The 13513-nt window shown below is 57.1% G+C and carries 9 protein-coding genes; 2 read left to right on the top strand and 7 right to left on the bottom strand.

Annotated elements, in window-relative coordinates; all coding sequences use genetic code 11:
- Positions 1-9: 9 nt before the first annotated feature.
- The gene (gene glyA, locus KGA69_RS12660) at positions 10-1263 is read right to left on the bottom strand and encodes a serine hydroxymethyltransferase (protein ID WP_015370305.1); all 1254 of its coding nucleotides are present in this window, start codon (positions 1261-1263) and stop codon (positions 10-12) included.
- 324 nt (positions 1264-1587) lie between these two features.
- Between glyA and hmpA the strand changes: the two genes are divergently transcribed.
- The gene (gene hmpA, locus KGA69_RS12655) at positions 1588-2778 is read left to right on the top strand and encodes an NO-inducible flavohemoprotein (RefSeq protein ID WP_213292357.1); all 1191 of its coding nucleotides are present in this window, start codon (positions 1588-1590) and stop codon (positions 2776-2778) included.
- Between the two features lie 73 nt (positions 2779-2851).
- Here hmpA and glnB read toward each other — a convergent pair whose 3' ends face one another.
- The 5 genes from glnB to purL all read right to left on the bottom strand — a co-directional run bounded on the left by glnB (position 2852) and on the right by purL (position 11183).
- The gene (gene glnB, locus KGA69_RS12650) at positions 2852-3190 is read right to left on the bottom strand and encodes a nitrogen regulatory protein P-II (RefSeq protein ID WP_002914032.1); all 339 of its coding nucleotides are present in this window, start codon (positions 3188-3190) and stop codon (positions 2852-2854) included.
- 65 nt (positions 3191-3255) lie between these two features.
- Positions 3256-4593 (bottom strand): two-component system response regulator GlrR, encoded by a 1338-nt coding sequence (gene glrR / locus KGA69_RS12645; protein WP_042893091.1) that lies wholly within the window; start codon positions 4591-4593, stop codon positions 3256-3258.
- Complete coding sequence (gene qseG / locus KGA69_RS12640) at positions 4580-5272, bottom strand: two-component system QseEF-associated lipoprotein QseG (RefSeq protein ID WP_045392809.1); 693 nt, start codon at positions 5270-5272, stop codon at positions 4580-4582. The genes glrR and qseG overlap by 14 nt, the downstream gene beginning before the upstream one ends.
- 17 nt (positions 5273-5289) lie before the next feature.
- The gene (locus tag KGA69_RS12635; RefSeq protein ID WP_074165839.1) at positions 5290-6726 is read right to left on the bottom strand and encodes a sensor histidine kinase; all 1437 of its coding nucleotides are present in this window, start codon (positions 6724-6726) and stop codon (positions 5290-5292) included.
- A gap of 569 nt (positions 6727-7295) precedes the next feature.
- Positions 7296-11183: a phosphoribosylformylglycinamidine synthase gene (purL, locus tag KGA69_RS12630; RefSeq protein ID WP_213292356.1), complete on the bottom strand. Its 3888-nt coding sequence runs from the start codon at positions 11181-11183 to the stop codon at positions 7296-7298.
- 173 nt (positions 11184-11356) lie between these two features.
- On the opposite strand from purL, the gene mltF reads away from it, so the two are divergent.
- Positions 11357-12976, top strand: coding sequence for a membrane-bound lytic murein transglycosylase MltF (mltF, locus tag KGA69_RS12625; RefSeq protein WP_063447724.1), 1620 nt, complete (start codon positions 11357-11359; stop codon positions 12974-12976).
- Here mltF and tadA read toward each other — a convergent pair.
- Positions 12973-13476, bottom strand: a complete 504-nt coding sequence (gene tadA, locus KGA69_RS12620; protein ID WP_045392764.1) for a tRNA adenosine(34) deaminase TadA — start codon at positions 13474-13476, stop codon at positions 12973-12975. The genes mltF and tadA overlap by 4 nt on opposite strands.
- Positions 13477-13513: the final 37 nt, after the last annotated feature.

The raw sequence follows: 13513 nt of genomic DNA, 5'->3' as shown, positions 1-13513 counted from the left end.
GCGGCAAGATTATGCGTAAACCGGGAAACGTGCGCAGATATCCAGCACTTTTCCTTTGACGCGCTCAATAACAGCTTCGTCGTTGATATTGTCGAGAACGTCGCACATCCAGCCAGCCAGCTCCTTCACTTCCGCTTCTTTAAAGCCGCGGCGAGTCACAGCCGGAGAACCGATACGGATACCGGAAGTCACGAACGGGCTCTTCGGATCGTTCGGCACGCTGTTTTTGTTAACGGTGATGTTGGCGCGGCCCAGGGCGGCGTCAGCTTCTTTACCGGTCAGGTTTTTATCAACCAGATCCAGCAGGAACAGGTGGTTTTCAGTACCGCCAGAAACCACTTTGTAACCGCGGTTCAGGAACACTTCCACCATCGCTTTGGCGTTTTTAGCAACCTGCTGCTGGTAAACTTTGAACTCTGGCTCCATCGCTTCTTTCAGCGCCACCGCTTTCGCGGCGATAACGTGCATCAGCGGGCCGCCCTGCGCGCTTGGGAACACGGCGGAGTTCAGTTTCTTGTACAGCTCTTCGCTACCGCCTTTCGCCAGGATCAGGCCGCCGCGCGGACCCGCCAGGGTTTTGTGGGTGGTAGTAGTAACAACGTGGGCATGCGGAACCGGGTTCGGATAAACGCCGGCAGCAATCAGGCCCGCTACGTGCGCCATATCGACGAACAGGTAAGCGCCGATGCTGTCAGCGATTTCACGCATTTTCGCCCAGTCAACGATACCGGAGTAAGCGGAGAAGCCACCGATGATCATCTTCGGTTTGTGCTCCTGAGCCTGCTTCGCCATGTCTTCGTAGTCAATTTTACCGGACTCATCGATACCGTAAGGAATGATGTTGTACAGTTTACCGGAGAAGTTAACCGGGGAACCGTGGGTCAGGTGGCCGCCTTGCGCCAGGTTCATACCCAGCACGGTATCGCCTGGCTGCAGCAGAGCGGTGTAGACGGCAAAGTTAGCCTGCGAGCCGGAGTGCGGCTGCACGTTAGCGTAGTCGGCGCCGAACAGTTCTTTCGCGCGGTCGATAGCCAGTTGCTCAACGATATCCACGTACTCGCAGCCACCGTAGTAGCGCTTGCCCGGATAACCTTCAGCATATTTGTTAGTCAGCTGGGAACCCTGAGCCTGCATCACGCGCGGACTGGTGTAGTTCTCGGAGGCGATCAGTTCGATGTGCTCTTCCTGACGTACTTTTTCCTGCTCCATAGCCTGCCACAGTTCGGCATCATAATCGGCAATGTTCATTTCACGCTTTAACATCCGCATCTCCTGACTCAGCTAACGATAAAATTTTGGCCTAAAAAGGCGGTCCTGATGGACAACGGCCCACAGTATAACCGAATCATTCTGTGATAACAGGTCTTGACAAAGGATTTTACGCAAACGATTGGCTCCACAGCACACAAGGCTTTGAGCAATAACGCATCAAACATTATCAACGGATTTCTTTTCAGGTTTGTGATGCAAATTCTTCATGTTGTAACGGCTTTGCGGCAAAGTGATAAAGAACCATTTACATAGCAGGGTTATTTATATAAGATGCATTTGAAATGCATCAATAGGATAATATTTAAGGAAGCTGCTATGCTCGACGCTCAAACCATCGCCACGGTCAAAGCTACCATTCCCCTGCTTGTAGAGACCGGCCCAAAGTTAACCGCACATTTTTATGACCGCATGTTTACTCATAATCCGGAGCTCAAAGAGATCTTCAATATGAGTAACCAGCGTAACGGCGATCAGCGCGAAGCGCTGTTCAACGCTATTGCCGCCTACGCCAGCAATATCGACAACCTGCCGGCCCTGCTGCCGGCGGTCGAAAAAATCGCCCAGAAACATACCAGCTTCCAGATTAAACCGGAGCAGTACAATATCGTCGGCAGCCATCTGCTGGCGACCCTCGACGAAATGTTTAGCCCGGGCCAGGAAGTACTCGACGCCTGGGGCAAAGCCTATGGCGTGCTGGCGAACGTCTTCATCAATCGCGAAGCGGAAATCTATCAGGATAACGCCAGTAAAAATGGCGGTTGGGAAGGTACCCGTGCGTTTCGCATTGTTAAGAAGACCCCGCGCAGCCAGCTTATTACCAGCTTTGAACTGGAGCCTGTCGACGGTCAGCCGGTCGCCGATTACCTGCCGGGACAGTATCTGGCTATCTGGCTGAAGCCGGAAGCCTTCGAATATCAGGAAATTCGTCAATACTCTCTGACCCGCAAAGCGGACGGTAAGGGCTATCGCATCGCGGTGAAGCGCGAGAATGGCGGCCAGGTGTCCAACTGGCTGCATAACCACGCCAGCGAAGGCGACGTGGTCTATTTAGCCGCACCGGCAGGCGACTTCTTCCTTAACGTGGCAGCGCAGACGCCGGTGACCCTGCTCTCCGGCGGCGTCGGCCAAACGCCAATGCTGGCGATGCTGGATACGCTGGCGAAAAGCCATCATCAGGGCCAGGTGAACTGGTTCCACGCGGCGGAAAACGGTGACGTTCACGCTTTTGCGGACGAAGTGAAGGCGCTTGGCGCGACGCTACCGAAATTTACCTCACACGTCTGGTACCGCAGCCCGAGCGAAGCCGACCGTCAGGCAGGACGTTTTGATAGCGAAGGTTTGATGGATTTAGCGCCGCTGGCGGAAAATATTCGCGACCCGCAGATGCAATTCTATCTCTGCGGCCCGGTAGCGTTTATGCAATTTGCAGCGAAGCAGCTGGTAGAATTAGGGGTCAATAAAGACAACATTCATTACGAATGTTTCGGCCCGCATAAGGTTCTGTAAGCCCAACGACGCGGGGATTTGTAGGCCGGGTAAGCGCAGCGCCACCCGGCAATACTGCAGCGAGCGGCGAGGATTAAATCGCCGCGTCGTCTTCTTCACCGGTACGGATACGAATCACCCGCGCCACGTCGAAGACAAAGATTTTACCGTCGCCGATTTTACCGGTCTGGGCGGTACGAATGATGGTATCGACGCAGGTATCGACGATATCGTCAGTCACCACGATTTCGATTTTCACCTTCGGCAGAAAGTCCACCATATATTCCGCGCCGCGGTACAGCTCGGTATGCCCTTTCTGACGACCAAACCCTTTGACTTCCGTCACCGTCATGCCGGTGATCCCGACTTCCGCCAGCGCTTCACGCACGTCATCCAATTTGAACGGTTTAATAATCGCATCAATCTTTTTCATGGTTTTCCTGTCTTTGTCGCGTAACCGGTTGCTTACCGTATCATAGCTTGCGCTATGCCGCGGGGCTACTCTTTAAAGTCGTTGGCGTCGAGCTCGTGGCGCGACAGCAGTTTGTAAAATTCGGTGCGGTTGCGCCCGGCCATCCGCGCGGCATGCGTCACGTTACCTTTGGTTATCTGTAAAAGCTTACGCAGGTAGTTGAGCTCAAACTGATTACGCGCCTCAACGAAGGTCGGTAGCGCGGTATTCTCACCCTCCAGCGCCTGCTCCACCAGCGCATCGCTGATCACCGGCGATGAGGTCAGCGCCACGCACTGTTCAATCACGTTAACCAGCTGGCGCACGTTGCCCGGCCATTTGGCGGCCATCAGCCGCTTCATCGCATCGGTGGAGAAGGCGCGCACGAAAGGTTTGTGACGGTCGGCGGACTGGCGCAATAGATGATTGGCCAGTAGCGGGATATCCTCCGCGCGCTCGGAAAGCGGCGGGATCTTCAGGTTAACCACATTGAGCCGATAGAACAGATCTTCACGGAATTCGCCGCGCGCCATCGCCTTCGGCAGATCGCGGTGGGTCGCCGAAACAATGCGCACGTCGATGTCGATATCACGGTTGCTGCCCAGCGGGCGCACCTTACGCTCCTGCAGGACGCGCAGTAGTTTCACCTGCAGCGCGACGGGCATATCGCCGATTTCATCAAGAAATAGCGTACCGCCCTCGGCGGCCTGAAAAAGCCCTTCGCGGTTGCTGACCGCGCCGGTAAAGGCGCCGCGCGCGTGGCCGAACAGTTCGGATTCCAGTAATTGTTCCGGCAACGCGCCGCAGTTAATCGCGATAAACGGTTTTTCGTGGCGCGGACTGGCGTTGTGGATCGCCTGGGCGACAATCTCTTTCCCGGTACCGCTCTGGCCGATAATCAGCACGCTAACGTCCGACTGCGCCACCATCCCGGCCTGCTCCAGCAGCCGCAGCATCTGTGGGCTACGGGTGACAATCGCCTGTCGCCAGCGCTCGTCGGTGGCCGGCGAGCTCTGCTCGAGAGCATCATCAATCGCTTTATACAGCGCGTCTTTATCGACCGGTTTAGTCAGAAAACTAAACACCCCTTGCTGGGTAGCGGCAACGGCGTCAGGAATGGAGCCGTGGGCGGTCAGGATGATGACCGGCATACCGGGCTGCGCCTTCTGGATTTCAGCAAACAGCTGCAGGCCGTCCATTTCATCCATGCGTAAATCGCTCACCACCAGGTCCACCCGTTCGCGCGTCAGCACGCGTAGCGCCTCGGGCCCGCTTTCCGCCGTGACCACGCTGTAGCCTTCGCTGACCAGACGCATCCCCAGCAGCTTTAACAACCCCGGATCGTCGTCCACCAGCAGCAGGTGGGCGGGCTTACGGATCGTCATGGATCACCTCCGGTACCTTGTCGCTACCGCTATTAAAATTGCCGCCGGGCTTACGGCTGGAGAGCTGACGCTCAATATCGGTAAGGTTTTCCAGCTTGCGGGTGGTCAGATCCAGCTGGCTACGCAGCTGTTGCTCCTGCTGGCGCAAGGTTTCCAGTTCAGCATCGCTCGATTGCTGAAGTTTGCCGTAGCGGGAGCGCTCCTCAAATAACTGCAATTGCCGGGCCTGGCCGTCGCGCCACAGCCGGTACAGCGGGCGGACCTGCGCGGCGATTTGCGGGCTAAAGCTGTCGATGCGGGCAACCATTTCGCGACGCTCGTCGGGGGTGATTTTGGCGTCGGCCAGCAGAATGCCGCGTTTGAAAGCATCCTGCCAGTTATCATCGGTATGCAATTTGGCTTCGGCGCGGGCCTGTACCGGCGCCAGGCGATCCGCACAGTCAATACCACGCAGCCAGTACAGCGGGTTTTTATCACTGGCATCGTTTTCCAGCGACCAGATATTGGCGCAATCTACGGAGAGAAAATCCGCCACCTGATGTTCCGGCAGCTCGGGCGGCGCATTGCCGTCAGCGGCGCGCGGCGACATAGCGGCGGAACAGCCCGCCAGCGTCAGGCAGCATAGGCCCGACAGCAGCCATCCCCGTAAAGGACGGCGCAATGCGAAAAAGTGGGACATATTCACCCAATGTTGATTCATGTGTTGGTTTTTCCCGGCTCAGCGGCGGGGAGCGAGATGCGAAAACAGATGAACCCGGGATTGTCATCGACCAGGCTCAGCTCTCCCTGCATTTGCCGTACGCAGTCGCGGGCGATACTCAGCCCCAGACCACTGCCTTTTACTGCCCCTTTACGCAGGTGGCTTCCCTGATAAAAAGGCTCGAAAATCATGTTTCTTTCGGCGGCGGGGATCGGCTCGCCGCTATTGGCGACATCGATACGAACCTGCTCGCCGTGGCGGTAACTATGAATACGAATGTTACCGGATTCAGCGCCATAGTGCACCGCATTGGAGTACAGATTATCAAGCACGCTGGTCAGCAACGTCGGCTCCGCCAGGCAGAAGCGTTCATCCAGCGCTAGCTCGGTAGACATCATCTTGGCCCTTGCCGGTAAACTATGCGCGGAAACGACGGTCTGCGCCAGTTCGGCAATATCCACCTTCTGCCGCTCGACCGGGCCATCGGCCAGTTTACGGTTATAGTCGAGCAGTTGTTCGATTAGCTTTTGCAGATTACGGCTGCTGTTATCGAGGATCTCAACGATTTCTTGCTGCTCCGTCGTCAGCGGCCCCGCTACCCGGTCCGCCAGCAGTTCCGTTCCTTCACGCATGCTGGCGAGCGGTGTTTTCAGTTCATGTGACAGATGACGAAGAAACTGGTGGCGTTGGGACTCCAGCCACGCCAGACGTTCGCTCAACCAGATAATCCGTTTACCGACCGATCGCAGTTCGCGCGGGCCGGTGAACAGCGCCGCATCATCCAGCGACTTCCCCTCCCCCAGGCGGTTAATCATCTTCTCGATGCCCTTCACCGGGCCGATGATCATGCGGGTAAACAGCAAGACCAGCGTCAGGCTCAGCAGAAACAGAACCAGCGCCTGCCAGCCGAAAAACTGCCCGCGCTCGGCAATCTCCTGCTGTAGCTGCTGGCCGCGGGAGAAGATTACCGTTCGGGTCGCCTGTACCATTTCATTGTTAGCATCGGCAAAGGCTTCGAGGCTCGCCGCGGCTTTGGCGTCCGGCGCGCTATTATGGCAACGTAGTTGGGCCAGGTCGGCGAGGTTTTGCCGCAGGGTCTGCCAGATGTCAGCATCCGGCAACACGCCAGAGAGCGCCTCAAGCATTTCGCTATAACGCTTACGTTGATTTTGATAGACCCGCTCAAGGGTAGGATCGTCCAGCACGCAATACTGGAGATAGCTACGCTCCATTTCCAGCGAGGCGTTGACCATCGCTTCGCTACGCCGCGCATCCGTCAAGGTGGTGCGGTTAATATGCGCGGCCTGGGCGCTGAGCGCGTTCAGGCTTTGCCAGGCCTGCCATGCCAGGACAAGCAGCGGCAACATGATCAGCACAAAGGAAAGCGTCACCAGTTGGCGCAAGGAACGGGGGAAAAGAGAGAATCGCTTCAAAGATATAGCCTCAACCATTAGCTCCTGAAGATGCTAACTGAGGATGGCGGAAACATCCACGGCAGAAACAATAAAGGCAGGCTCTAAAGCCTGCCTTTATTAAGGAATGAGGCGGTGCCTTACTCGACGTTTCGCCCGATGACTGATAAAGCAGAGCTGTTATCAGGAGTTGGACGGCAGGCACCTGTTTGTGCGTCATTCGAAGTTTATGTAGCGCTTCCCGAAGGGGCTGACATAAGAAGGTGAATGAGCCACTGCCAATTATTATGCATGAAGTGTGCCACCTTTCAAAACAAATTATTAACAGCATGATATATAAAGAATTACATGTAATTCCGCTTCAAAAGCCTATCGCACAACATTCGGCCTTGGTGTCGCTAATTAGCAACACCAAATAAGCATATATATAGAATCTTTTAAAATCAGTACATTAAGTGTCGCCTTTTGGAGACACCCCAAAACCGCGTTTGTCGGTAATTCCCGACACCGTCACGCGGCCCCGATCACAAATAAAAAAGCCCCCTGATGACCAGGGGGCTCATTATCAACAACGCGTTACGTAAACGGTATTAACCCAGTTGCTTACGCGCGTTGCGGAAGATGCGCATCCATGGGCTGTCTTCACCCCAGTTTTCCGGGTGCCAGGAGTTGCTGACGGTACGGAAGACGCGTTCCGGGTGCGGCATCATGATCGTCGCGCGACCGCTTTCGCTGGTCACTGCGGTAATGCCGTTCACCGAGCCGTTCGGGTTCGCCGGATAGGTTTGCGTCACTTTGCCGAAGTTATCGACGAAGCGCAGCGCCACCAGGCCTTTGCTTTCAAGCTGAGCCAGATGCGCGCTATCACGAACTTCCACCTGCCCTTCGCCGTGCGAAACGGCAATCGGCATCATCGAACCGGCCATCCCCTGCAACAGCAGCGATGGGCTTTGGGTAACTTCAACCAGGCTGAAACGCGCTTCAAAGCGGTCAGAGTGGTTGCGTACGAAGCGCGGCCACAGGTCGCTGCCAGGGATCAGTTCACGCAGATTGGACATCATCTGACAACCGTTACACACGCCCAGCGCCAGCGTCTGCGGGCGGTGGAAGAAAGTGGCGAACTCATCGCGTACGCGTTCGTTGAACAGAATCGATTTTGCCCAACCTTCACCTGCCCCCAGTACGTCACCGTAGGAGAAGCCGCCGCAGGCCACCAGCGCATGGAAGTCGCCAAGACCGGTACGACCCGCCAGTAGATCGCTCATATGCACGTCAATGGCGTCGAAGCCGGCGCGATGGAAAGCGGCGGCCATTTCAACATGGGAGTTAACCCCCTGCTCGCGCAGCACGGCCACTTTCGGGCGCGCGCCGGTCGCAATATACGGCGCGGCAACATCTTCATTGATATCAAACGACAGCTTAACGTTAAGACCCGGGTCGCTATCGTTAGACTTCGCCTGGTGCTCCTGATCGGCGCACTCCGGATTATCGCGCAGACGCTGCATCTGCCAGGTGGTTTCCGCCCACCACATACGCAGCGTGGTGCGGCTTTCGCTGAACAGCGGCTGACCGTCGGCGGTGATAACAAAACGATCCCCCGCCGTCGCCTGGCCTAAGTAGTGCACGCAATCTGCCAGACCATTCATCGCCAGCAGCGCTTCTACCGCTTCGCGATCCGCGGCGCGAACCTGAATCACCGCGCCCAATTCTTCGTTGAACAACGCAGCCAGACGGTCGTCGCCCAGCGCGGCGATATCGGCAGTTACGCCGCAGTGACCGGCAAAAGCCATTTCCGCCAGCGTCACTAACAAGCCGCCATCGGAGCGGTCGTGGTAAGCCAGCAGCTTACGCTGCGCCACCAGCGCCTGCATCGCGTCCCAGAAGCCTTTCAGCTGCGCGACATCACGCACGTCGGCCGGCTGGTCGCCTAACTGACGATAGACCTGCGCCAGCGCGGTGGCGCCCAGCGCGTTACGCCCTTTGCCGAGATCGATCAGCAGCAGGGCGTTATCTTCCGTAGAGAGCTGCGGGGTCACGGTGCCGCGCACGTCTTCAACGCGGGCAAACGCGGAGATCACCAGCGACAACGGCGAGGTCATTTCGCGCTGCTCGCTGCCTTCCTGCCAGCGGGTTTTCATCGACATTGAGTCTTTACCCACCGGGATAGTCAGGCCCAGCGCTGGACACAGCTCTTCACCGACCGCTTTTACCGCCTCATACAGACCGGCGTCTTCACCCGGGTGACCGGCTGCCGCCATCCAGTTTGCCGACAGTTTGACGCGGTTGAGTTCGCCAATCTGCGTAGCGGCGATGTTTGTCAACGCCTCGCCGACCGCCAGACGGGCCGAGGCGGCAAAGTCGAGCAGCGCAACCGGCGCGCGTTCGCCCATCGCCATCGCTTCGCCGTAGTAGCTATCGAGGCTGGCAGTGGTCACCGCGCAGTTAGCGACCGGGATCTGCCACGGCCCCACCATCTGGTCACGCGCAACCATACCGGTCACGGTGCGGTCGCCGATGGTCACAAGGAAGGTTTTCTCAGCCACCGTCGGCAGATGCAGCACGCGGTTAACCGCATCGGCAATCGTCATTGGTTGACGATCCAGCTCACTGCCCTGTGCTTTCAGCGTTTGCACGTCACGTGTCATTTTCGGCGTTTTGCCGAGCAGGACGTCCAGCGGCAGGTCGATCGGCCGATCGTTAAAGTGGCTGTCGCTCAGGCTAAGGTGTTGCTCCGCCGTGGCTTCGCCAATCACCGCGTAAGGCGCGCGCTCGCGGCGGCACAGCTCTTCAAACAGCGGCAGCTGTTCCGGCGCGACCGCCAGAACATAACGTTCCTGGGATTCGTTACACCAGATCTCCAGCGGACTCATTCCCGGCTCATCGCTGAGGATATCGCGCAGCTGGAAATTCCCGCCGCGGCCGCCATCGCTCACCAGCTCCGGCATGGCGTTAGAGAGACCGCCCGCGCCAACGTCGTGGATAAACAGAATCGGGTTCGCATCGCCCAGCTGCCAGCAGCGGTCGATCACTTCCTGACAGCGGCGCTCCATTTCCGGGTTGTCGCGCTGTACGGAGGCAAAATCCAGATCGGCATCAGACTGGCCGGAAGCCATGGATGACGCCGCGCCGCCGCCGAGACCGATATTCATCGCCGGGCCACCCAGCACGATAAGCTTGGCGCCAACGGTGATTTCGCCCTTCTGGACGTGCTCGCCGCGGATGTTGCCAATACCGCCCGCCAGCATGATCGGTTTGTGATAGCCGCGCAGCTCTTCGCCATTGTGGCTGGTCACTTTCTCTTCATAGGTACGGAAATAGCCATTCAGCGCCGGACGACCAAATTCGTTGTTAAACGCCGCGCCGCCCAGCGGGCCTTCGGTCATGATATCCAGCGCGGTCACGATACGCTCAGGTTTACCGAAATCCTCTTCCCACGGCTGCTCAAAGCCCGGAATACGCAGGTTAGAAACCGAGAAGCCGACCAGGCCCGCTTTCGGCTTCGCGCCGCGTCCGGTTGCGCCTTCGTCGCGGATCTCGCCGCCGGAACCGGTCGCGGCCCCTGGCCACGGCGAAATTGCCGTCGGGTGGTTGTGGGTTTCAACTTTCATCAGAATGTGCGCCGGCTCCTGATGGAAGTCATAGCGCCCGGTCTGGTAGTCGGCGAAATAGCGGCCGACTTCGGAACCTTCCATTACCGCAGCGTTGTCTTTATAGGCAGACAGCACATATTCCGGGTTTTTCTCGAAGGTGTTTTTGATCATTTTAAACAGCGACTTCGGCTGTTTTTGGCCGTCGATAACCCAGTCGGCGTTAAAAATTTTGTGGCGGCAATGTTCCGAGTTGGCCTGCGCGAACATATACAGTTCGATGTCGTTCGGATTGCGGCCAAGTTTAACGAATGCGTCCTGCAGGTAGTCAATTTCGTCATCGGCCAGCGCCAGCCCCAGACGGAGGTTGGCGTCAATCAGCGCCTGACGTCCCTGGCCCAGCAGGTCTACGCTGGTCACTGGCGTCGGCTGATGGTGAACAAACAGCTTCTCTCCCTCTTCCAGCTCAGTGAAAACGCTCTCCATCATACGATCGTGCAGTTCCGCCGCAACGGCGTCCCACTGCGCGTCGCTCAGCCCCTGTGCTTCAACGTAGTACGCCACGCCGCGCTCCAGGCGCACGACCTGCGATAAACCGCAGTTATGGGCGATGTCGGTAGCTTTGGAGGACCAGGGAGAGATAGTGCCGGGGCGAGGGGTGACGAGCAGTAATTTACCGGTTGGCGTATGGCTGCTGAGGCTTGGGCCATATTTGAGCAGTCTGACCAGTCTTTCGCGCTCCTCATCGCTTAGCGGGGCGCTCAGGTCGGCAAAGTGAACATACTCCGCGTATAAGGTGCTAACCGGCAGGTTGGCCGCCTGAAAACGTGCCAGCAGTTTGTTGATACGGAATGCCGACAGTGCAGGTGAACCACGCAAAATATCCATCATAAGTCTCTCGTCTTCGAAGCTTTCAAGGTGAGCCAGGGGGAAACGGCCGCCATTATAGAGAATCCTGAGCCCCGACGAAACCGTTTGCGTAGAAATAAAATGATTCATCAGTTTTATCAATAAATGTGACATGAATCGCGAATAAGTTGCCAACTGGCGCATTCTTAAGCAAAATGCCGCTCAACTTACGGCAACCTTTTACTTTTTCCGGATATACCCAGCTGAGGAACTCCACGCTGCAGAAAATTAACTATTTGAAAAAATTAAAGATTAATTATCTGCTGATCGGCGTCGTCACCCTTTTGTTGGCGGCGGCGCTGTGGCCGTCTTTGCCGTGGATGGGAAAACCGGAGAACCGCGTGGCCGGGATCATTGCCCGCGGCGAACTGCGCGTGAGTACCATTAACTCGCCGCTGACCTATGCCGCCATCAACAACAAAGACTACGGTCTCGATTACGAGCTGGCGAAACGCTTCGCCGATTACCTTGGGGTGAAGCTGAAAGTCACCGTGCGGCAGAATATCAGCCAGCTGTTCGACGATCTCGATGCCGGTAAAACCGATATGCTGGCCGCCGGGCTGGTCTATAACACCGAGCGGGTGAAGAACTATCAGGCAGGCCCTACCTATTATTCCGTTTCGCAGCAGTTGGTCTATCGCGTTGGCGGTAATCGCCCGCGCACGCTGGCCGGGATTAACGCCGAACAGCTCGCCATCGCCCCAGGCCACGTCGCCCTTAACGACCTGCAGGCGCTGAAGGAGAGCAAATATCCGGACCTCAACTGGCGCGTCGATGAAAAACGCGGCACCACCGCCCTGATGCAGGCGGTCATCGACGGCACGCTGGAATATACCGTCGCCGATTCCGTCGCCGTCAGCCTGTTCCAGCGCGTGCATCCGGAGCTGGCTGTGGCGCTCGATATCAGCGATGAACAGCCGGTCACCTGGTTTAGCGAAAAAAGCGAAGACAATTCACTATCGGCAGCCATGCTCGATTTCTTTAATAGTATGAACGAAGACGGCACTCTCGCCCGCCTGGAAGAGAAGTATCTCGGCCACGGCAACGACTTCGACTATGTTGATACCCGCACCTTCCTGCGCGCGGTGCAAAATACGCTGCCGGATCTGAAGCCGCTGTTTGAGAAATACGCCCGGCAGATCGACTGGCGACTGCTGGCCGCGATTGCCTGGCAGGAGTCGCACTGGGACCCGCAGGCCACCTCGCCGACCGGGGTGCGCGGCATGATGATGCTAACCCGCAATACCGCCCAGAGTTTAGGTCTGACCGACCGTACCGATGCCGAACAGAGCCTAGACGGCGGTATGCGCTATCTGCAGGATATGATGGCCAAAGTGCCGGAGGCGATCCCGAAAGACGAGCGGATCTGGTTTGCGCTGGCGGCCTATAATATGGGCTACGCGCATATGCTTGACGCAATGGCGCTGACTAAAAAACAAAAAGGCAACCCGAACAGCTGGTCCGATGTTAAGCAGCGTCTGCCATTGCTGAGCCAGAAGCCCTACTACAGCCGCTTAAAATATGGCTACGCCCGCGGCCATGAGGCTTACGCCTACGTGGAAAATATTCGTAAGTACCATATCAGCCTGGTTGGATATTTGTCTGAACAGGAAAGGAAAGCGGCGCAGGAGATGGCGATTGCTGAAGATTATCCAGCCGTCACGCCGGAAGAACTCGATGGCGAGCATAAAGAGTATGCGATGCCCTTCTTTAGATTCCGCGGCGAAAAGCTTGTCGACAACGTTAAGCTGAAGTTGCCGACAGCAGGACGTTAGCCCTCGTCCTGCCGCGCTCTTTTCAACGCTTTTTTCTCTTCCCGCCGCCAGCGGAAGAAATCGCTCAGCATCGTAGAGCAAGATTCAGCCAGAATTCCCTCGGTAATTTCAACCCGGTGGTTCATCCCCGGATGATGCAGCACATCGATTAACGACCCGGCCGCGCCGGTTTTAGCATCGCGGGCGCCGAACACCAGCCGCGAGATGCGGCTATGCACCATCGCCCCGGCGCACATCACACAGGGCTCCAGCGTGACGTACAGCGTGGCATCAATTAAACGATAGTTCTGCAGAACCAGTCCACCCTGACGCAGCGCCATTATTTCGGCATGGGCTGTGGGGTCGTGACGGCCAATCGGCCGGTTCCATCCCTCGCCGATGACCTGATTGTTATGTACCAGCACGGCGCCCACCGGCACCTCGCCCTCTTCCCAGGCGCGTTTCGCCAGCGTCAGCGCATGGCGCATCCAGTATTCATCGTTAAATTCGTGGTCAGACACAGCGGCACTCCTGCAGAAAAAGCGGGGCGCATTATAC

The sequence above is a fragment of the Klebsiella sp. A52 genome, assembly GCF_018388785.1.
Taxonomy (GTDB): Bacteria; Pseudomonadota; Gammaproteobacteria; order Enterobacterales; family Enterobacteriaceae; genus Klebsiella; species Klebsiella aerogenes.
This window is presented reverse-complemented; position numbering and strand designations above follow the sequence as displayed.